Origin of the sequence: Pontibacillus sp. HMF3514, from assembly GCF_009858175.1 — a bacterium.
Classification (GTDB): Bacteria; Bacillota; Bacilli; order Bacillales; family BH030062; genus Pontibacillus.
In genome coordinates this window covers 2,699,917-2,719,707 of record NZ_CP047393.1, presented here as the reverse complement: position 1 = coordinate 2,719,707, position 19,791 = coordinate 2,699,917, and the positions used below count along the sequence as shown (strand labels likewise).

Below are 19,791 nucleotides of genomic sequence, written 5' to 3'. Positions count from 1 at the left end.
TGAAGAAAGCTTGTCCGCATACTCCATATCATGCTTTTAAGATATGGAATATGCGGGTACATCTATAAAGAGGTGATTCAATGAGTTCCATGGATAAGACCATGAAGTTCAATTTTTCTGAAGAACCATTTGAGAAAAATGTGAAGGAAGTATTATTGTCCGTTCATGAAACATTGCAAGAAAAAGGGTATAACCCGATTAACCAGATTGTCGGCTACTTATTATCTGGTGATCCTGCCTATATCCCAAGACACAAAGATGCACGAAATTTAATTCGTAAAATGGAAAGAGACGAATTAATTGAGGAGTTAGTGAAATTCTATATAGAGGAACAACAAAAACAAGAGGGCTAACATGAAAATAATTGGATTAGATGTTGGAGAAAAAACGATAGGGGTAGCAATCAGTGATGCATTTGGTTGGACAGCACAAGGAATTACCACACTTCGTTGGGAAGAAGGGAATTACGATGATGCTGTACAGAAGCTAACCCCTTATATCCAGGAACACGAAGTCAGCCAAATTGTTGTTGGACTTCCGAAGAATATGAATGGTACGATTGGTGAACGCGGTGAAGCGAGTCAAACGTTTGCGAAGCATGTAGGCGAACAATTTCAGTTAGAAGTTGAGCTATGGGACGAACGTTTAACAACAATGGCCGCGGAACGTGTTCTTTTGGATGCGGATATGAGTAGAAAAAAACGCAAACAAGTCATTGATAAAATGGCGGCTGTTATGATTTTGCAAAGTTATTTAGATGCAAAAAGTAGATGAGGTGAATGAAAATGGCATTAGAAGAAAAAGAGCGAATTATTATTCCAGATGAAAACGGTGAAGAACATTTATTTGAAGTACTGTTCAAGTTCGATGTTGATCAAACAGGTCATTCTTACATCGCTGTAGTACCTGTAGAACAACAAGAATCTGAAGAAGTTGAAGTATTTGCTTTCCGTTATGAGGAAAAAGATGACGAGCAAGACGACCTAGCTCTTTATCAGATTGAGACTGATGAAGAATGGGAAATGGTTGAAGAAGTCCTCAATACGCTTACAGATGAGGAAGAATAAAGAAAAGAGCCTGCTTAGTCAGGCTCTTTTCTTTAGTGAGTAACTATATAAAGGTTTTATGGTTAACCATTAGTTTGTGATCACATTTGAGGTGGTATAGGGCTATGTTATCTGATGAATTTAGCCTTATTTTTTAACGGTATCTAAGTGTCTTCAGTTTTTCGAATCAATTTTCACGTTTCAATAGAAAAATAATGGAGAATTGTAGTATAATATATCGGATGAAAGGGGGAATTGTCATGTCGACCTCAAACCATGATGATCATACAAATGAAAATAAGAAAAAAAGTAGTGATGAGGCGAGAACTGTACGTAGAATTGTAGCTATCGTATTAAGTGTTATCGTCATTGCCATCGCTGCGGTTGGTATATCAGGATACTTATATGTAAAATCAGGTTTAGAACCAGTAGACCCAAATGATACGACAAGGAAAACGGTTGAGATCCCGATCGGTTCTTCCGTTTCAAAGATAGGCTCGATCCTAGAGAACAAAGGTATTATTGAAGATAGTCGAATTTTTCGATTTTATATTAAATTCCGAAATAAATCAGGTTTCCAAGCTGGTGAGTATAAATTTTCACCATCTATGACTCTTGATGAAATTACGGAAACATTAAAAACAGGTAAGATTGTTGAAGAAGCTGTAGCTACAGTTACGATTCCAGAAGGAAAGACCATCCAACAAATTGCTGATATCTACTCTAATAAGATGAGTTTTGATAAAGAGGAATTCGTAGAAAAAACTAAAGATGTTCAATATGTTGAATCATTAATAGAGAAACATCCTAGTATTTTATCTGATGTCATTCTAGAGCCAGAGATTCGCAATCCACTAGAAGGTTACTTATTTGCAGCTACCTATCAATTTTATAAAGAAGACCCTTCAGTAGAAGAGGTTATTGAAAAGATGCTGCAAAAAACAGAAGAAGTGGTTACCCCATACCTAGATGGTATTAACGAAAAAGATTTAACGGTTCATGAAGCTGTTACATTTGCATCCTTACTTGAGAAAGAAGCACGGACTGTAGAGGATCGTAAAAAAATCGCAGGTGTCTTTTATAACCGTTTAGAAATTGACATGGCTCTTCAAACGGACCCTACGGTACTATATGCATTAGGTAAACATAAGGATAGAGTCTTGCACAAGGATTTAGAAGTAGATTCTCCTTATAACACCTATAAGTACCCAGGTATTCCAGTAGGTCCGATTTCGAACTTTGCTCAGAATTCTTTAGATGCTGTTGTGAATCCTGTCAACTCAGAAAACTTCTATTTCGTAGCTGCACCAAGTGGTGAGGTTTACTATGCAGAAGATTATGATGAACACCTAAGATTAAAAAATAAATATTTACCATAATCTATAAAAACCAACACATCAATGCATTTGCCTTAAAAGGTGAATGCATTTTCTTTTGTACTATGTTAAAATACAAAGGTTGTGTTAAAATGATGCACGAAAAAACTTGCGGGAGGGCAAGGAATGATTGATCCTAAGCAAGAAACGTATTTAATGAAAACGTTGGATGAACCAGATGAACACATTCAACAGTTGCAAACATATGCTCAAGATCATCGTGTGCCAATCATGGAACCGTTAGGCATAGAGTTTTTAGAACAACTGATCCGTATGAAACAGCCCAAAAGAATTTTGGAAATAGGCGCAGCTATCGGTTATTCTGCTATACGTATGGCTCAGTGCTACCCTCATAGTGAAATCGTAACGGTTGAACGAGAGGAACAACGCTACCATGAAGCGGTGCAAAATATTCAAGATGCTCAACTAGAGAATCGTATTAAAGTCGTTTTCGGTGATGCTCTTGAAGTTTCAGACGACCTTTTATCTCAGGGGCCTTATGATGTACTTTTCATCGATGCAGCAAAGGGACAGTATCAACGATTTTTTGAACTGTTTACCCCTTCACTGGCTAAAGATGGCGTAATTATCTCGGATAATGTCCTTTTTAAAGGGTATGTTGCTGATAATCCCAATGATGGTTCTAACAAAGCTAAAATAGCTCGTAAAATAGAAGCTTATAATGAGTGGCTTATCCAACACCCTGATTTTAAAACCAATATTGTACCTATTGGTGACGGAGTGGCTATAAGTACAAAACGATAACATTGTAAAACGTAATCCACACCCATAAGACTATACTTCATAGAATTAATCAGCAAAGGGTGTCTTAACCCCCGAAAGGAGAAGCATGTACCATGAGTGAGAAACCAGTAGTCATTGGTGTCGCAGGAGGAACTGGTTCTGGTAAAACCACTGTAACACGCTCTATTTTTCAACAATTTACAGATAAAACGATTTTAATGATGGAACAAGATTATTACTATAAAGACCAAAGCCACCTTCCATTTGAAGAACGACTAAAAACAAATTATGATCATCCTTTAGCCTTTGACAATGATTTATTAATGGAACATATTCAAAGACTTTTAAATCGTGAATCCATTGAAAAACCTGTATATGATTATAAACTTCATACTAGATCTGATGAGGTTATCCCTACAGAATCAAAGGATGTTATTATTCTAGAAGGTATCATGGTTCTTGAAGACGAGCGTTTACGAGACCTAATGGATATTAAGGTTTTCGTAGATACAGATGCAGATGTACGTATTATTCGTCGTCTATTGCGAGATATTAATGAGAGAGGTAGAACTATTGACTCTGTCATTGATCAATATATTAACGTCGTTCGCCCGATGCATTTACAATTCGTAGAGCCAACGAAGCGTTATGCAGACATTATTATTCCTGAAGGCGGACAAAACCATGTAGCTATTGATCTTATGACAACGAAGATCAAAACGATATTAGATGAGCGTGCAAATTAGTAACATTTAGAAAAAAATGTTGAAAACAACATGAAAATCTGCCATTATATGTGGTAGTAGTTCTAGAACATCAAATTCCTTTATAGAATAGAACAAGTTTATCACCTGAGCGCACATCCATGTGCCGCTCATTTTTATATAGGAATTGGAGATTTCTTTTGATGCGATTAAGGAGTGAATTTTGGTATGGCTGAAGACAAAAGCTATTATATGACTCAAGAAGGAAAAGAGAAGTTAGAAGAAGAACTGCATTATTTGAAAACAGAAAAGCGCCAGGAAGTTGTAGAGCGCATCAAAATTGCACGTGGATTCGGAGATTTATCTGAGAACTCTGAATATGATGCTGCGAAGGATGAACAAGCCTTTGTAGAATCCCGTATCTCTCATGTGGAAAATATGATACGTAACGCTGTAATTATTGAAAATGATACTGGTAATAAAAATGAAGTTCAACTTGGTAAATCTGTTACGTTCCAGGAGATTCCTGATGGGGACGAAGAAACTTACACAATCGTAGGAAGCGCTGAGGCTGATCCATTTGAAGGTAAAATTTCAAATGAATCCCCAATGGCGAAAAGCCTGATGGGTCGCGAAGTCGGTGAAGAAGTAACTGTAGCCACTCCAGGTGGAGACATCGACGTTAAGATTATGAAAGTAGAGTAGTCTTAAAATTTCATTCACTGTCAGTAAGTAGTTCAGTTTTGGAGTATAAAGTAATTTGTACTCCTTAACTGGACTATTTTTTTGTGGGGAAAAATAGTTGGTTAGTTGTTCAACAATCTGGCAGTTATGTGGAATAACTGTTTTAGTGAGAGAGGCGGTTCCGTTGCTATTGTGGAGTACGGTGGGCTTGGGAACGGGCTGCTTTCCCCGGACGAACGATCGAGCCTCCTCATCCGCTACGCTTCTTGCGGGGTCTCGCTCGCCCGTTATTCCGGAGGAGTCAACCCGTTCCCAATCCCACCTTAGCCGAATGGTGATGAACGGAACCGCAGCGATAATGTGAGGAAATGCTTGCGGACAATTGTTCCGTTATTTGACCTTAAAATGACTTTCTTACGGACATTTATTCCGTTATTTGCATCAAATCACATTGAAAAATCCCAATTTGTAATAAATAAGGTACCATATGTCCGTAACGACTCTCGAAATGCCTTAAAAGTTCAATATAACGGAACCGATGTCCGTAACGTTTAGATCTCAAGTAACTAGGGTCCGTTAATCTCCATAAAAGCAAAGGGGTGAGGGAAACGGCAAACTCCCGCGGTAGAAAGGGCAGATGAGACCCCACAGAGAACGTAGTGAACGAGGAGGCTCAGCTGGTCTTCCGCAGGAGTATTGCCGTTTCACTGAACCCCTACCTCTCATAAAAGCAACGGACTGCTCTCAACTTATCTCGATTCCAAGTCTTCAACATAAGGGGGGCTTTTATGGAATAAATCGTTCGTTCAAACAATTAAAGACTAATGAAAGTTTAACCACCTCACTCCATGGTGATAATGAGAATGAGGTGAGGGTATATGAAAACAAGACGAGCTAAGTTTATCAGCATTATACTAGTTCTCTCATTTGGGTTACTTATTTATCGACTAGCACATATCCAGTTGCTAACAACAGAACAATTCGGACCTGAAAACGTCAATTTGCTAGAGGAAAGTGTAGAGCAACGAGCACAAAAAATGCTTTTGAATAATGGGAGAGGTCAATTTATAGATCGTAATCATGTCCCTCTTACACACCAGAAGGTTCAGGATATTGTCTTTTTTCCTTTTATTAAATCAATCTCTTACCCAGCTACAGAACTTGCCTCAATACTTGATGAAAGTACATATAAAATACAAAAGTGGATTGAAGACGCTGAAGAACCATTTTATTTAACAGATAAAAGAGAAAAGCCGTTAACCGAAACAGAGTATCAAGAATTAAAAGATTTAAGTATGCCAGGGATCATTCCTGTAGAACGTTCGATTGAAGGGGATCCAACGTTCGCAAAGCATTTTCTAGGCGTCGTGAGAGAAGATCCTGAAGCTTATAAAGAACAAATAGGTGTCTTAGGCTTAGAGAACAGTTTTGACCCTTTTTTACAATCTACTGAAGAGGAGAAGCTACTCTATCATGTAGATGCAGTAGGATCGCCTATATTTGGCTTGAATGTACGTTATGTTGGACAACAGGCTCCATATTATCCAGTGAAATTAAAAACAACCCTAGATGTTCATCTACAGAAAAAAGCAGAGGAGATTGTAGAGAAGTTCGGAATAAAAAAAGGTGGTCTTGTTTTACTTGATACAAAAACGAGAGATGTTCTCGCGATGGTTAGTAAACCAGACATGGACCCGAAAGACCCAATAAGTGTGAATCATATGCTTACGGCCTATGCCCCTGGGTCGATTTTTAAAACCGTTATAGCAGCAGCGGCTATTGAACACCCGAATGTAAATACACATCGCCTTTTCAATTGTAATAAGAGCATTAACGAGGGGAAAAAGCCTGAAAGAGAACTCGGTATGCTCTCTTTTGAAGATAGCTTTGCCCAAAGTTGTAATCGTACCTTTGCAGAACTAGCAAATGATATGATGGCTGAAGATCCTGATGTGATTGAAAACTATGCGAAGAAACTGGGAATCACAGAAAAGGTAGGGTGGAATGGTGATGTATTTCATTTTAGCGATTTTGAACAGTTCCCAAATGAGAACCCTTCGACAATTTGGGGAAATGATACAGATAAACGTGTTCCATTAGCCATTTCACAAACAGCTATAGGGCAGTTAAATGTACAAGTTACTCCATTATCAATAGCTAATATGATGGCTACCATAGCTCAAAAAGGCGTGAAGAAAGAAGTTAGGGGTGTTACACGCATTCTGTATCAAAACGACGCTACAATGACCACTTTTGCAGAACATAAGGATGATGAGAACATTTTATCTTCTTACAACACACTTCGATTACAAGAGCTTCTCTCGAAGGTCGTTGAAGATCCAAATGGCACAGGAGGCAGGTTAAAAGGGCTAGAAGTGGCTGGAAAATCAGGTACTGCTGAAATTAGTGAAGATGTAGATCCGCATCGTTGGTTTGCAGGGTATTTTCCGCACGAAACACCTCGATATGCCATGGTGGTCGTTAATTTAAATGCATTATCATCACAACCGACATATGATGTTTATAAGCATATGGTGAACGAAATATATAACTATGAAAAGGCTTCATCTTAACTTGAAAGAGAAGCCTCTTTATAGATAACACGGTTAGGGAAATATCGATATAATGTATCTTTTACAAAACTCTCTTTTTTCAGAGATACAATGAATTGGAATACGATTCCTTCTTCAATATATGAAAACTCCACGATAAATCCGTTTAAGTAAAAAATATATAAACGTTTCTCATCATGGTCGTAGCCAATTTTATCAAACGTTTTTAAATTCCACTTTCTTTGGTCAAATAGAGTAGTTTGCACCAAAGTCCACCGCCTTTTGACATTTGTATTTTTGATATAGACTATTTTTGACAATAACTTCCTAAATCCTTTCTATTAGCAAAACTAGTTCTTTTTCGACAAAGTTAGATTAAATGGATGAAAAACCCTTCTTAATTGTCGTAGGAGTTGTTCTTTATTCTCTTTTTTGCCCATAGTATAATAGAGCAAAGGAGGAAGGAATCATGTACGATCGCAATTCAAGATATGACCGTTATGAAAAACGACGTAAAAACACTAAATTAATGACCGTATTAGGTATTGCAGGAGGGCTTTTGGCGATTATTTTGCTTGCCATTATAATTTTGCCTTTTGGTGATAATAATGCCCAACAACCAGCAGATGGTGAACAACCTCCCGTTTCTGAAAATGGGGATGACTCAGCTGCAGATCAAGGCGAACAAGATTCAACATCGAATGACGATCGTGCTTCAGAGAATTCTGATGAAGAGTCCTCAGAGTCAAACAATGAAACTGATAAAGAAGCATCCGACAAGTCTGATGATGCTGAATCAGATGAAACGACGACTCAAGAATCCGATGATGAAAATGTAATTGAGATTATACAAAAAGATTGGGATCCTGTAGGCACAAAACAGGAAGGAAATCATGTTGCAACCTATGATATGGACTCCCAAGACTGGGCAGAGATGGAGAAAGCTGTTCGCCTCGGAGCTGATTTGCAAGAGGGGAATTCTATTATTTGGCATATTGGAAATGGCGGTAGCCCTCAAAAAGCAATTGGAACCATAACGAATAAAGCACAAACGGAAACCTATCGTGTTTACATTCAGTGGGTAGAAGATAAAGGGTGGAAACCAACCAAGGTTGAAGTCTTGAAGGAAAATGATAAAAAGAAACTCTATCAGGACAATGATGAAAATGAACAACAAGATGATGAAGAATAGTAAGGAGCGTTATATATGTTAATCGGAATAATCGGAGCAATGGATGAAGAAGTAGAATTATTAAAGACATGGATGGCAGTAGAACATTCAGAAACCATAGCAAGCTGTACATTTTATAAAGGTCAACTAGAAGGACATGATGTCGTACTATTGAAATCGGGCATTGGAAAAGTGAATGCAGCCTTAGCAACGAGTATTTTACATGAACGTTATCAGCCTACTCATGTTATCAATACTGGTTCAGCTGGTGGCTTCGCTGTTGATCTTAACGTAGGAGATCTTGTCATATCCTCAGAAGTACGTCACCATGATGTGGACGTAACAGCTTTCCAATATGAGTATGGACAGGTTCCTAATATGCCAGCTTCCTATATCCCTGATGAGAAGCTTGTAGAGGTTGCTGAAAAAGCAGCTGAAGAAATTACAGATATCCAAACTGTAAGAGGTCTTATTGCAACTGGAGATGCCTTTATGCAAGATGCAGCACGAGTTGATTTTGTTCGCGGTCATTTTCCAGCAATGAAAGCAGCAGAAATGGAAGCAGCAGCAATCGCACAAGTTTGTCATCACTATGGAACTCCATTTGTGATTATTCGCTCACTATCTGATATTGCCGGTCAGGAATCAAATGTATCCTTTGAACAATATCTAGAAACAGCGGGTAAAAATGCAGCGACACTTATACAGAAAATGATTCGTTCTTTATAATCTACCATTATTTACTAGAATCGCTCTCCTTAGAACCATGTTAATATGCTTATAGGGAGAGGTGATATTGATGGATAATGTATCAAAACAGCTTCAAGCAAAAGTAGAGGACTATAGCCGTTTTGTCATCACCTTACTAATCGTTAGTTTCTACTTTTATATGGGGTCCTTGATTACGGTCTATTTAAAGCCTTCATCAGAGGGATCTATTACTCTAATGATGCTAACGACTGTAAGTATTGTAGCTTCATTTTACTTTGTACTAAAGTGGAAAAAACTCAAACAAACATTAGCTCAAAATGAACAGTAAATAAAAAGCAATCCCTGAATATGATGCATAAGGGATTGCTTTATTTGTGTATTTAATTATCTTTTTTCTTCTTGGTGCTTTTTTCTTTTCGATAAAACTCATGAAAGATCTTCATCAACGCTCGTTTTTCAATACGTGATACATAACTTCTTGATATGTTCAAGGTCTTAGCAATTTCTCTTTGTGTCATTTCTTCCTTCATTCCTAATCCATATCTTCCAATAATGACTTCTTTCTCTCTTTTGTCGAGTATTCCTAAGTATTCTCGGATTTTTTCCACTTCCATATTCAGTTGGATTAATTCCACAACATCCGCATTATCTGCTTTTAGAATATCAATTAAACTAATTTCATTACCTTCCTTATCCTGACCGATTGGATCTTGTAAAGAAACATCCTTCTTGGTCTTTTTAAGAGCCCTTAAATGCATAAGGATTTCATTTTCTATACATCTAGCAGCATAGGTTGCAAGTTTTGTCCCCTTACCTGGAGAAAAGCTTTCAATTCCCTTGATTAAACCAATAGTCCCGATAGAGATTAAGTCTTCATTATCTTCGCCTGTATTTTCAAACTTTTTGACTATGTGTGCAACTAAACGAAGATTGTGCTCGATAAGCCGGTTCCGCGCTTCCTCATCACCTTCGCGCATCTTTTCAAGACATTTTGCTTCTTCTTGAGGCGATAATGGTTGTGGGAAGGCATGGTTCTTCACATATGATACAAAAAAGATCGTTTCTTTAACAAAATACACGAGTGCTGACAGTAAACTGGACAATGACATGCACCTCCACGAGAGCTTTAGGCTTTTGCCTATATAGTCACTTTATGCTCGAAAAAGGGGGATTGTGTCTGTCCAAGTCAGAAAACTATAACAATATAATCATTGTAGGGAAGTTATGTACTTAACATTTATTCAGTTATATGGCAGTTATCTTGAATAAGTAGGTGCGGGATGGTTCCGTTATGTCTATGCAGATCGGCGGGCTGTGGTCTCTTGGGAAGTGACAGTAATCCCTCGGGTAGGCGACGGAATCGCTCGGGTAAGTGACGGAATCGCTCGGGTAGGCGACGGAATCGCTTGGGTAGGCGACGGAATCGCTTGGGTAAGCGACGGAATCGCTCGGGTAAGCGAAGGAATCGCTCGGGTAAGTGACGGAATCGCTCGGGTAGGTGACGGAATCGCTCGGGTAAGTGACGGAATCGCTCGGGTAGGCGACGGAATCGCTCGGGTAAGTGACGGAATCGCTCGGGTAGGTGACGGAATCGCTCGGGTAAGTGACGGAATCGCTCGGGTAGGCGACGGAATCGCTTGGGTAGGCGACGGAATCGCTTGGGTAAGCGACGGAATCGCTCGGGTAAGCGAAGGAATCGCTCGGGTAGGCGATGGAATCGCTTGGGTAGCCGATGAAAAGCTCGTATTATCTCGAATCCAAGTCTTCAACATAAGGGGGCTTTAATGGAATAAGAGCAGAAATAACATCAGCATCAAAGAAGAAAAAAGCCTCTACTCAATTCGAGTAGAGGCTTTGATTATGATTGTTCATGCTCTGGTTTAGCTACCTTATTATAGTCATCTTTAATACTTCGATCCCACAATTGAACACCACTTCTATAAGCTGCACGGGAAATCATGTGTCCAGATACAGGGGCGGTGATTAGTACAAAGATAATACCTAAAATCAGTTTACCACTTACGATTCCGTGTTCAATGTACATAAACAAAAAGGCGCCAATCATGATACCCGCTACACCTAATGTTGCACTTTTTGTTGCAGCATGAAGGCGTGTATAAACATCAGGAAATCGAATAATACCTATCGAACTTGAAACGATGAAAAACGTACCTGATATCAACAACAGTATGATGATGATGTCCCAAACGATCTCAATCCATGTCGCGGTCAATGATAACACCCTTTTCTAAGAATTTTGCAATGGCTACTGTACCAATAAACAGCAGAATTCCAATCAGTAATATAACATCATTTAGTTGCGTTGTAACAAGGCCAATGGCTAACAGTCCTGCTAAAGCCATTAAGTTGATGCCGATCGTATCTAAGGCTACAGCACGATCAGGATTAGTAGGCCCAACAAGCGCTCGATATAAAAGGAGAATAATCGAGATCGAGATCGCAACGATACAAGCTGTTGTTACATATTGTAATATGTTTTGTGCCATATGAAGTGTATCAAGCATTATCTCGTAACCTCCTTGATAGCTCGTTCAAAGGATTCTTTAATGGAGTTAATTTCTTCTTCAACATCCCCAATATCCATTGCATGAACATAAATATAAGAATAATCGTTAGAAATGGCGATGGATAGAGTACCAGGAGTTAGGGTGATCAAGTTTGCGAGTAACGTAATTTCCCAGTTACTTTTTAAATCGATCGGAACTGCAAATATTCCAGGTTCCATGTCTAACTTTGGTTTATATACCCATTTTACGATTGAAATATTGGATAGAAGCAATTCCTTAATGAAAAGTAAAATTAAATAGATGATATTTCCAATTCGTTTCATGTAAAATTCATCTGGGATAAATCGCTGTAATAAAAACAGCAATATGATCCCAATAACATAGCCAACAAAGAATGTACTAAATGAATAAGTTTCATTTAAGAACATCCACATGAATGCAATTGTAATATTCAATACAATTTGAAAAGGCATAATGGTTTACTCCTTTAGAACGGATTCAATATAGATGGACGGGTCTAGTAAGGTGTTTGAAATCTCGTCTACAATCGGATAAACGAATTCAGCTCCTACGCCAAGGAACACGGAGAAAAACACTAGAAAACCTATTGGCCAAGCAAATGCTCGTGCTTTAGGTTTATCTGGCTGGAACGATTCATCTTTCTCTCCCCAGAATCCTTGGATGAATATGCGAATCATAGAGAATAGAATAAGGAGACTCGTTATAAGACCAATGATGACAATGAAAATTTGGTCCTGTGCCAAGCCACCTTTTAATAATAAAATCTTTCCAATAAAACCGCTGAATGGTGGTATTCCTGCTAATGTAATACACGCGATAAAGAATAGCCAGCCAATAACAGGGTAGTGGTGAATTAAACCGTGCATCTTTCTTAAGTCACTTGTTCCTGCTAAATATGCAATTGCACCAACAAGTAAGAATAGAGCACCCTTTACGACCATATCGTGAAGAAGGTAATAAACAGTTCCTGCAATTGAAACCTCTGTAAATATTCCAATTCCCATAAGCATGAATCCAACTGCTGGGATAATATTATAAGTCACAATTAATTTGATGTTATTTGTAGATAAAGCACCTACAACACCAAAGACCATCGTAAGAGCAGCTAGCCATAGGAACAGTTGGTGAGTTAGATCCACTTCATGAACGAAGATGATTGTAAACATTCTAAGAATAGAATAAATACCTACTTTCGTTAATAGGGCGCCAAACAATGCAGAAACAACTGGGTTTGGAACCACATACGATTTTGGCAACCAGTAATAAAGCGGAAATACCGCTGCCTTCGTAGCAAATACAAAGAATAAAAGAATTCCGATAGTTGTTAAAATCCCTTTTTGTTCAACATCTTGGACACGCTCAGCAATTTGAGCCATGTTAACTGTTCCAACTACTGAATAAAGAAAGGAAACAACAGTTACAAAAAGGATAGAAGAGAATAGGTTAATTAAGACATATTTAATGGATTCTTTAAATTGTACTTTTTCTCCACCTAACGTAATCAATCCATAAGAAGCCATTAACAGCACTTCGAAGAATACGAAGAGGTTGAATAAGTCACCTGTTAAAAAGGCTCCAGACACGCCTGAAATGAGCATGAAGAAGAACGTATAAAAGTAAAAGGATTCTTGTTTCTCACTCAATGATTTTGGTGCAAAGATTACACAGGCAAGCCCAATAATGTTTGTTGTAATAACGAGTAGAATGGCAAGCATATCCCCTACGAGAATGATTCCATAAGGAGCTTTCCATCCTCCTGTTTCAAGAATGACTGGGCCATTTTGATAAACATACCATCCGATGTATGCTGTCACACCTAAGTTCACAAGCATCATAATGGTTGAAAACACGCGTACGGCTCTTTGTTTACGGTTCATTAGAGCCGCAATTATGCCCGATAACAATGGTATTAAAATTGGTAATACAGCTAAGTTACTCATTTTCGTTACCCCTTAATTCTTCCATATTATCTGTGCCATTTAAACGAGCAGCTCTGTATGCTAACACTAAAAGAAAGCTAGTTACACCAAAGCTGATGACAATAGATGTTAAGATTAGCGCTTGTGGGAGGGGATCAACATAATTTTCGACACCTTCAACAATAATTGGAGGTTTCCCTCTTTTTAGTTTTCCCATCGTTAAAATGAATAGGTGAGCTCCATGAGACATAAGAGCTGTTCCGATGATGATTCGTAACAATTGCCTCTGGAGTAAGTTATAGATTCCTGTTGCAAAAAGAATTCCTGATAGAATTGACGTGACGATTTCCAATCTATTTCTCCCCCTTATTACGGCGAAGTTTGATCATTCCATAAATACCTAGTGCAGCGATACCTAATACGGTGATCTCAAATAAAGTATCCAGTCCACGCATATCCACAAGAATAACGTTCACGACATTATGTCCTCCGCCTAAAGAAACAGATGTCTCAAGGAAATAATCTGATATCGGTTCGAACCACTTACTGGAATAGGAGAAAATCGCTACAAATGTCATCATAGCTCCAAAAAGAATGGAGACTGTTGCGTTAAAGAAAATCGTGCCTTTAGATTCATTTCGCTTCTCGAGCTTTGGAAGGTGCATAAAGACGAGTAAGAATAAGGCAACTGTTACGGTTTCAATAATTAACTGTGTTAAAGCTAAGTCTGGTGCGCGGTAGATAACAAATAAGATTGATAGTCCATACCCTACAACACCGAGTATTAAGATAGCTGCAATCCGATTGTTGGTAAAAATGGTAGCTACAGACGCAATAACCATCATTCCAACGACAAGCATATCGGGAATTCCGATTGATGCAAGATCAGGGTTAGAAATGGTTAAATCTGTGGTCAACCAGAGTGTTCCGAATGTAACGACAAGAATCGCAATTAAAATGTATCGAACATAGTGCTTTAATGAACCTGACATATAACCTTTTGTAATAACTTCTGAGTAGGCAGTTGTTTTGTCTACAAGCCAGTCGTACACACGGTTAAAGCTTAATGTACCAGGAATTACATTGTACACTGAAGACCAGCGTTTTCTAGTGTAGGCAAGGATCGAACCTAGAACGACTACAGCTAGTGACATATATAAAGGAACACTATTAAAGCCATGCCAGAATTTAATGTGCTTATGAATCTCTACACCTTTAATTGACTTCGCAGCATGTGCTAAAAACGATTCGTTAAATAAGTTAGGGAACAACCCAATAATAATAACTCCCACAACTAAAATGATTGGAGAGATCAACATACCAATCGGCGCTTCATGTGGCTTCGTTTTTAGTTCTCTCTCCTTGTACTCGCCTCTAAATGTACCGAACACCAGATACATGGAGTAAACGAACGTAAAGATACTTCCAAAGACAGCAAGGTAAGGAATAATCACTTTTAATAGTTGTGCAAAACCTTCTACAGAGAAATGATGTAGAAGAGCGGCATCAAAGAACAATTCCTTACTATAGAAACCATTTAAAAATGGTAGTGGAAAGCCTGCCATTGAGAACGTACCAAAGAATGCAAGGGTTGCTGTAATCGGCATAAACGTCATAAGCCCGCCTAACTTGCGAATGTCTCGAGTACCTGTTTCATGGTCAACAATACCTGCTACCATGAACAAGCTTCCTTTAAATGTTGCGTGGTTTAAAATATGGAATACAGCAGCAAAAACCGCTATTTTCGTTCCAAAACCAAGCATAGCCATGATCATACCCAGTTGACTAATGGTTGAGTATGCAAGGATTCCTTTGAGGTCTGTTTGACGAACAGCCATAAAAGATCCCCAACAAAGCGTAAGAATTCCAAATCCACTTACAATAATAAAGAACCAATCACTCTGTGCAAGAATTGGTGAAAATCGTGCAATTAGGAAAATACCCGCCTTAACCATTGTAGCCGAGTGTAAGTAGGCACTTACAGGTGTTGGAGCTTCCATTGCGTCGGGTAGCCAGATATGGAATGGGAACTGAGCGGATTTTGTGAATGCGCCCAAGAATAAGAATGCTAAGATCCAACCAAATTGGGGACTGTTCATAATCGTCTCTTTTTGTGAGATCATTTCTTGAATACTTGTTGTATCCGTGACGATGGTTAATAGTAATAATCCACCTAACATACTAAGGCCACCAAATACGGTAATCAACATGGATTTTAATGCACCGTATCGAGAACCCTTTCGGTGGTTCCAATAGCCGATTAGTAAGAAGGATGAAAGGGATGTTAGCTCCCAGAAGGTGTATAGTACGTACACATTATCAGAGAAGACAACACCAAACATCGCGGACATAAACATCAATAAGTATAAGTAGAAATGGCCTAACTTCTCGCTCTTATGTAAATAATAAATTGAGTAAAGTACAACGAGCGTACCAATTCCACTAATTAATAATCCAAATAGTAAACTTAAACCGTCCAAATACAAGTCAAAATGAATATCCATGGAAGGTATCCAAGGGTATGTTTTTTCAAAAGGAGAAAAACGAGTACCGACTTGCTGAATAAGGTATACAAATATACTAAAAGGGATGATTAAGACAAACCATCCTGTGTGAATGGAATATTTCCACTTACTTATTAAAGGAATAAAACAAGCTAGAATGAGTGGTAAAAATATTGCGGTTAACATTCAGTATAAATCCTCCCTCGTTATGTATAAAAGCAGGCAACTTTTACCATACGATATCATGATGCGTATATATCCATTCCATTGTAATCAAAATGAGAGGTAGGATTCAACTAAATTCATCTTATAACTAATATTCGGACAATATTGTTATGTGATGATGTGGGAAGTAAGGTATTGAGGGTATAGGGGGGTGACAATCAATAAAAAACCCTACTATGCTTGATATAGTAGGGTTTTAAGGAACTAACTAGAGTATTTAATTAAATGACTTAATGATCGGCGTTGCAGTTCTTCTTCAATCATTTTAATAAATTCCGCACTTAATTTTAAATCATTCGCTTTGTAGTAGGATTCAATTAACAGTTCGTCTGATAAATGTTCCATAGTGATGGCCTGTTCGATCCAGGCTTCTCACCTCCCGCACAAGAATGAAATTGGAAATGCATTTAAAAAGCCGTTATGATTATCTGTCTATTTTTATATCAATTATTTGTGTCAAACATCTGTAAGTATTTAGCGTATGTATAATTTATCATGAAAGAGTGCCCCCTACAACTGCCTAGATATCCACATAAACTTGTATATAACTTGTGAATAACTTGTGGGAAAAATAAACGGTCCCACGTATGTCACTGTGGGTTTTGTGTATGAACTTATCCACAAGGAGAAAAATGCAAGAATTTGTCGAACGGTTTTTAGAAACAATGAACGTTTTTTTGCATATGTTACATGTCTATATTTCAAATAACACTTAAAAATGAATAAGAAATACAAAGTTTCTTTTGAAAGGGAATACTAAATTGTATATCATGAGGAAGTGGTCCATTAAGAGGCTACAGATTGTAAATTGAGGTGAACGTTGTGTTAAAAATGTTCTTGCCGGATGAGCATGTTCATTCTATTTTTGAAATTCGTCCAGATGATTTAAAAGAAAAAGGGATAAAAGGAATCATAACAGACTTGGATAACACTCTCGTGGCGTGGGATCAGAAGGATGCCACGAAAGAAGTAGAGCAGTGGTTCAAATTAATGAAAGAAAACGATATTCAAGTTACGATTATGTCTAATAATAATGAAGAGCGTGTTACAAGTTTTTCGGAACCTTTAAATATTCCGTTTATTTATAGTGCTCGGAAACCTTTGGGACAAGCTTTTCGTCAAGCACGTAATGTAATGAAGCTAGAAAAGAAGGAAATAGTGGTTGTTGGAGATCAATTATTAACAGATGTACTCGGAGGGAATCGAGCTAATCTCTATACCATCTTAGTTGTACCAATTGTTCAAACAGATGGCGTTTTGACGCGTATTAATCGTAAAGTTGAACGCCGTTTACTTAGTTGGTTTCAACGAAAAGGGTACATCTCATGGGAGGAAGAAAGATGGAAAAAATAATTTGTCAGGGGTGCGGTGCTGAAATTCAGACTGAAGATCCGAATGCGGTAGGATATGCTCCTGCATCAGCTCTAGAAAGAGAAGACATCATATGTAAGCGGTGCTTTCGCTTAAAACATTACAATGAAGTTCAAGATGTTGATCTGACTGATGATGATTTCCTACGTATGCTAAATGATATAGGAGCAATGAATGGAATCATTGTTAAAGTAATTGATATTTTCGATTTCAACGGGAGCTTTATAAATGGACTGCCCCGATTTACAGGTGAAAAGCCAATCATCCTTGTAGGGAATAAAGTCGATTTATTACCGAAGTCCATTAACCCAAACAAAGTAAAACAATGGATGCGTCGTTCTGCTAAAGAATTAGGTCTAAAGGTTAGTGATGTTTTCTTAGTATCCGCAAAATCTGGTACTGGGATGAAGGAAGTTGCTGAAGGTATCGAATCATTAAGAAGAAATAAAGACGTTTATGTAGTTGGGTGTACGAATGTAGGGAAATCTACATTTATTAACCATCTAATTCATGAAACGACGGGAGAAAAAGAAGCTATTACAACTTCTTATTTCCCTGGCACTACACTAGGATTTATCGACATTCCTTTAGATGAGAAGTCTTCTTTATTCGATACACCAGGAATTATTAATCATCACCAGATGGCACATTATGTATCTGAAAAAGATTTAAAAGTCATCACGCCACAAAAAGAAATTAAGCCAAAAGTGTACCAGCTAAATGAAGGACAAACGCTATATTTTGGTGGTTTAGCCCGTTTTGATTTTGAAAAAGGTGAAAAAAGCTCATTTGTGTGTTACTTCTCAAATGATCTAATGATACACAGAACGAAATTAGAAAAAGCAGATGAATTATATAAAAACCATGTAGGCGAAATGCTTACACCACCTAGTCCGGAAGCTGTTGAACAGTTGCCTACTCTTCAACCAAAAACGTTTCATGTAGAAGAAGGAAAAACGGATATTGTCTTTTCTGGCCTGGGATGGGTAACCGTACCTGAGGGTGGTGTCACCATTACAGCTCACATTCCTGAAGGTGTACGTGTATCATTACGTCCTTCCTTAATTTAATAGTGCGGAGGTGAATTTAGCGATGAGTTATTTCTTTGGACTCGTGGGGTATCCTGCAGCTCATTCTCGGTCGCCGTGGATTCATAATCAATTTCTTAATCAGCAACAGAAGCAAGGAATCTACAGAGTATTTGAGACACCCCCAGATGAGTTCGCATCTACACTGGAAGCAATGAGAACATTAAAAATAGACGGTTTTAATGTAACTGTACCCTACAAGGAGAGAATTTTATCTTTTTTAGATGAGGTTGACCCTTATGCTAAAATGATTGGGGCAGTTAATACAGTTCATTTAGAAAATGGTAAATGGATCGGATATAATACAGATGGAAAAGGGTTTATCAGATCGTTTAAAGAATCCTACCCTAGACATTCATTCCCAGAAATGAAAGTGCTCTGTATAGGGGCAGGAGGGGCAGCGAAAGGGATCTATCGAGCTTTAGTAGAAGAAGATACATCTAGTGTCGATATCGCAAACAGGTCTCAACAACGTGCGGAAGAAATGTTAGATCTAAAATCTTCTGAAACAAACACATCGATTTTGACCTTAGAAGAAGCTGAAGAAAAATTGCCTGAGTATGATATGATTGTTCAAACCACATCTGTTGGAATGACACCAAATGAAAAGCAAAGCATTCTATCTTTAACTCATGTTCATCCGGATACGGTTGTATGCGATATTGTATATCGACCCATGGAAACGGCTTTCTTAAAAGAAGCTAGAGAGCGTGGTGCGCATGTTTTATATGGTCATGGAATGTTGTTATACCAAGCAGCGTTGTCTTATGAAATTTGGACATCCTCTGTTTTAAAGGCTGAATTACTTCTAGAGAAATTCGAACAACAATTGAAAGGTGAGGAACCATGTTAACAGGAAAACAAAAACGATTTTTGCGCTCGAAAGCACATCATTTAAACCCAATATTCCAAGTAGGAAAAACAGGTGTAAATGACAATATGATTCAACAAATTAACGATGTGCTAGAAAAGCGCGAACTAATTAAAGTTAGTATTTTACAAAATAATTTTGACGATAAAAATGAAGTGGCACGTGAATTGGCAGAAGGTACAAATGCACATGTCGTACAAGTCATTGGAAATGTCATTGTCTTATATAAAGAATCAATTGAGCATAAACAAATTGTTTTACCTTAAAGGAGTTAAG

General features: G+C 38.0%; 26 protein-coding genes. 17 read left to right on the top strand and 9 right to left on the bottom strand.

Annotated elements, in window-relative coordinates:
• Nucleotides 1-80: 80 nt before the first annotated feature.
• The 9 genes from GS400_RS14100 to GS400_RS14060 all read left to right on the top strand — a co-directional run bounded on the left by GS400_RS14100 (nucleotide 81) and on the right by GS400_RS14060 (nucleotide 7,127).
• Entirely contained in the window at nucleotides 81-353 is a 273-nt protein-coding gene (locus GS400_RS14100) for an IreB family regulatory phosphoprotein (protein ID WP_027446861.1), read from the top strand.
• 1 nt (nucleotide 354) lies between these two features.
• Nucleotides 355-774 (top strand): Holliday junction resolvase RuvX, encoded by a 420-nt coding sequence (gene ruvX, locus GS400_RS14095; RefSeq protein ID WP_160102806.1) that lies wholly within the window; start codon nucleotides 355-357, stop codon nucleotides 772-774.
• Between the two features lie 11 nt (nucleotides 775-785).
• Nucleotides 786-1,067, top strand: a complete 282-nt coding sequence (locus GS400_RS14090; protein WP_027446863.1) for a DUF1292 domain-containing protein — start codon at nucleotides 786-788, stop codon at nucleotides 1,065-1,067.
• A gap of 239 nt (nucleotides 1,068-1,306) precedes the next feature.
• Nucleotides 1,307-2,425, top strand: a complete 1,119-nt coding sequence (gene mltG / locus GS400_RS14085) for an endolytic transglycosylase MltG (RefSeq protein ID WP_160102804.1) — start codon at nucleotides 1,307-1,309, stop codon at nucleotides 2,423-2,425.
• Nucleotides 2,426-2,548: 123 nt separating this feature from the next.
• Complete coding sequence (locus GS400_RS14080; RefSeq protein WP_160102802.1) at nucleotides 2,549-3,187, top strand: O-methyltransferase; 639 nt, start codon at nucleotides 2,549-2,551, stop codon at nucleotides 3,185-3,187.
• Nucleotides 3,188-3,279: 92 nt separating this feature from the next.
• Nucleotides 3,280-3,912, top strand: a complete 633-nt coding sequence (gene udk, locus GS400_RS14075) for a uridine kinase (RefSeq protein WP_160102800.1) — start codon at nucleotides 3,280-3,282, stop codon at nucleotides 3,910-3,912.
• Between the two features lie 186 nt (nucleotides 3,913-4,098).
• Nucleotides 4,099-4,575 carry a transcription elongation factor GreA gene (gene greA / locus GS400_RS14070; protein WP_160102798.1) on the top strand — a complete coding sequence of 159 codons (477 nt, stop codon included), beginning with the start codon at nucleotides 4,099-4,101 and terminating at the stop codon, nucleotides 4,573-4,575.
• A 384-nt stretch (nucleotides 4,576-4,959) separates the two neighbouring features.
• Complete coding sequence (locus tag GS400_RS14065) at nucleotides 4,960-5,109, top strand: hypothetical protein (RefSeq protein WP_160102796.1); 150 nt, start codon at nucleotides 4,960-4,962, stop codon at nucleotides 5,107-5,109.
• A 323-nt stretch (nucleotides 5,110-5,432) separates the two neighbouring features.
• On the top strand, nucleotides 5,433-7,127 hold the full coding sequence (locus tag GS400_RS14060) for a peptidoglycan D,D-transpeptidase FtsI family protein (RefSeq protein ID WP_160102794.1): 1,695 nt from the start codon (nucleotides 5,433-5,435) through the stop codon (nucleotides 7,125-7,127).
• Here the strand turns inward: GS400_RS14060 and GS400_RS14055 are convergent.
• Nucleotides 7,124-7,372: a KTSC domain-containing protein gene (locus GS400_RS14055; RefSeq protein WP_160102792.1), complete on the bottom strand. Its 249-nt coding sequence runs from the start codon at nucleotides 7,370-7,372 to the stop codon at nucleotides 7,124-7,126. The genes GS400_RS14060 and GS400_RS14055 overlap by 4 nt on opposite strands.
• A 203-nt stretch (nucleotides 7,373-7,575) precedes the next feature.
• Between GS400_RS14055 and GS400_RS14050 the strand changes: the two genes are divergently transcribed.
• The 3 genes from GS400_RS14050 (at nucleotide 7,576) to GS400_RS14040 (ending at nucleotide 9,316) form a co-directional block, all read left to right on the top strand.
• The gene (locus tag GS400_RS14050) at nucleotides 7,576-8,298 is read left to right on the top strand and encodes a YrrS family protein (RefSeq protein WP_160102790.1); all 723 of its coding nucleotides are present in this window, start codon (nucleotides 7,576-7,578) and stop codon (nucleotides 8,296-8,298) included.
• 15 nt (nucleotides 8,299-8,313) lie between these two features.
• Nucleotides 8,314-9,006: a 5'-methylthioadenosine/S-adenosylhomocysteine nucleosidase gene (mtnN, locus tag GS400_RS14045; protein WP_160102788.1), complete on the top strand. Its 693-nt coding sequence runs from the start codon at nucleotides 8,314-8,316 to the stop codon at nucleotides 9,004-9,006.
• Between the two features lie 70 nt (nucleotides 9,007-9,076).
• A complete protein-coding gene (locus GS400_RS14040; protein ID WP_160102786.1) occupies nucleotides 9,077-9,316 on the top strand; it encodes a YrhC family protein in 240 nt (79 codons plus the stop codon).
• 52 nt (nucleotides 9,317-9,368) lie between these two features.
• On the opposite strand, the gene sigK is transcribed toward GS400_RS14040, so the two are convergent.
• On the bottom strand, nucleotides 9,369-10,091 hold the full coding sequence (gene sigK / locus GS400_RS14035; RefSeq protein WP_027446871.1) for an RNA polymerase sporulation sigma factor SigK: 723 nt from the start codon (nucleotides 10,089-10,091) through the stop codon (nucleotides 9,369-9,371).
• 211 nt (nucleotides 10,092-10,302) lie between these two features.
• Between sigK and GS400_RS14030 the strand changes: the two genes are divergently transcribed.
• Complete coding sequence (locus tag GS400_RS14030) at nucleotides 10,303-10,773, top strand: hypothetical protein (protein WP_160102784.1); 471 nt, start codon at nucleotides 10,303-10,305, stop codon at nucleotides 10,771-10,773.
• Between the two features lie 73 nt (nucleotides 10,774-10,846).
• Here GS400_RS14030 and mnhG read toward each other — a convergent pair whose 3' ends face one another.
• The 7 genes from mnhG to GS400_RS13995 all read right to left on the bottom strand — a co-directional run bounded on the left by mnhG (nucleotide 10,847) and on the right by GS400_RS13995 (nucleotide 16,530).
• Nucleotides 10,847-11,221 carry a monovalent cation/H(+) antiporter subunit G gene (gene mnhG, locus GS400_RS14025; protein ID WP_160102782.1) on the bottom strand — a complete coding sequence of 125 codons (375 nt, stop codon included), beginning with the start codon at nucleotides 11,219-11,221 and terminating at the stop codon, nucleotides 10,847-10,849.
• Nucleotides 11,202-11,495, bottom strand: coding sequence for a Na(+)/H(+) antiporter subunit F1 (locus tag GS400_RS14020; protein ID WP_370519801.1), 294 nt, complete (start codon nucleotides 11,493-11,495; stop codon nucleotides 11,202-11,204). The genes mnhG and GS400_RS14020 overlap by 20 nt, the downstream gene beginning before the upstream one ends.
• A gap of 17 nt (nucleotides 11,496-11,512) precedes the next feature.
• Nucleotides 11,513-11,989, bottom strand: a complete 477-nt coding sequence (locus GS400_RS14015) for a Na+/H+ antiporter subunit E (RefSeq protein WP_160102778.1) — start codon at nucleotides 11,987-11,989, stop codon at nucleotides 11,513-11,515.
• Between the two features lie 6 nt (nucleotides 11,990-11,995).
• Entirely contained in the window at nucleotides 11,996-13,477 is a 1,482-nt protein-coding gene (locus tag GS400_RS14010) for a Na+/H+ antiporter subunit D (protein WP_160102776.1), read from the bottom strand.
• Complete coding sequence (locus GS400_RS14005; RefSeq protein WP_160102774.1) at nucleotides 13,470-13,808, bottom strand: Na(+)/H(+) antiporter subunit C; 339 nt, start codon at nucleotides 13,806-13,808, stop codon at nucleotides 13,470-13,472. Before GS400_RS14005 ends, GS400_RS14010 begins: the two co-directional genes overlap by 8 nt.
• A 1-nt stretch (nucleotide 13,809) precedes the next feature.
• Nucleotides 13,810-16,146, bottom strand: a complete 2,337-nt coding sequence (locus GS400_RS14000; RefSeq protein WP_160102772.1) for a Na+/H+ antiporter subunit A — start codon at nucleotides 16,144-16,146, stop codon at nucleotides 13,810-13,812.
• A 243-nt stretch (nucleotides 16,147-16,389) separates the two neighbouring features.
• Entirely contained in the window at nucleotides 16,390-16,530 is a 141-nt protein-coding gene (locus tag GS400_RS13995; RefSeq protein ID WP_027447545.1) for a sporulation histidine kinase inhibitor Sda, read from the bottom strand.
• 477 nt (nucleotides 16,531-17,007) lie between these two features.
• Between GS400_RS13995 and GS400_RS13990 the strand changes: the two genes are divergently transcribed.
• The 4 genes from GS400_RS13990 to yhbY are packed head-to-tail and all read left to right on the top strand — an operon-like array spanning nucleotide 17,008 to nucleotide 19,781.
• Nucleotides 17,008-17,538 (top strand): YqeG family HAD IIIA-type phosphatase, encoded by a 531-nt coding sequence (locus GS400_RS13990; protein ID WP_160104632.1) that lies wholly within the window; start codon nucleotides 17,008-17,010, stop codon nucleotides 17,536-17,538.
• Nucleotides 17,526-18,626 (top strand): ribosome biogenesis GTPase YqeH, encoded by a 1,101-nt coding sequence (gene yqeH / locus GS400_RS13985; protein ID WP_160102770.1) that lies wholly within the window; start codon nucleotides 17,526-17,528, stop codon nucleotides 18,624-18,626. The genes GS400_RS13990 and yqeH overlap by 13 nt, the downstream gene beginning before the upstream one ends.
• A gap of 22 nt (nucleotides 18,627-18,648) precedes the next feature.
• On the top strand, nucleotides 18,649-19,497 hold the full coding sequence (gene aroE, locus GS400_RS13980) for a shikimate dehydrogenase (protein ID WP_160102768.1): 849 nt from the start codon (nucleotides 18,649-18,651) through the stop codon (nucleotides 19,495-19,497).
• Entirely contained in the window at nucleotides 19,491-19,781 is a 291-nt protein-coding gene (gene yhbY / locus GS400_RS13975) for a ribosome assembly RNA-binding protein YhbY (RefSeq protein ID WP_160102766.1), read from the top strand. Before aroE ends, yhbY begins: the two co-directional genes overlap by 7 nt.
• Nucleotides 19,782-19,791 lie beyond the last annotated feature (10 nt).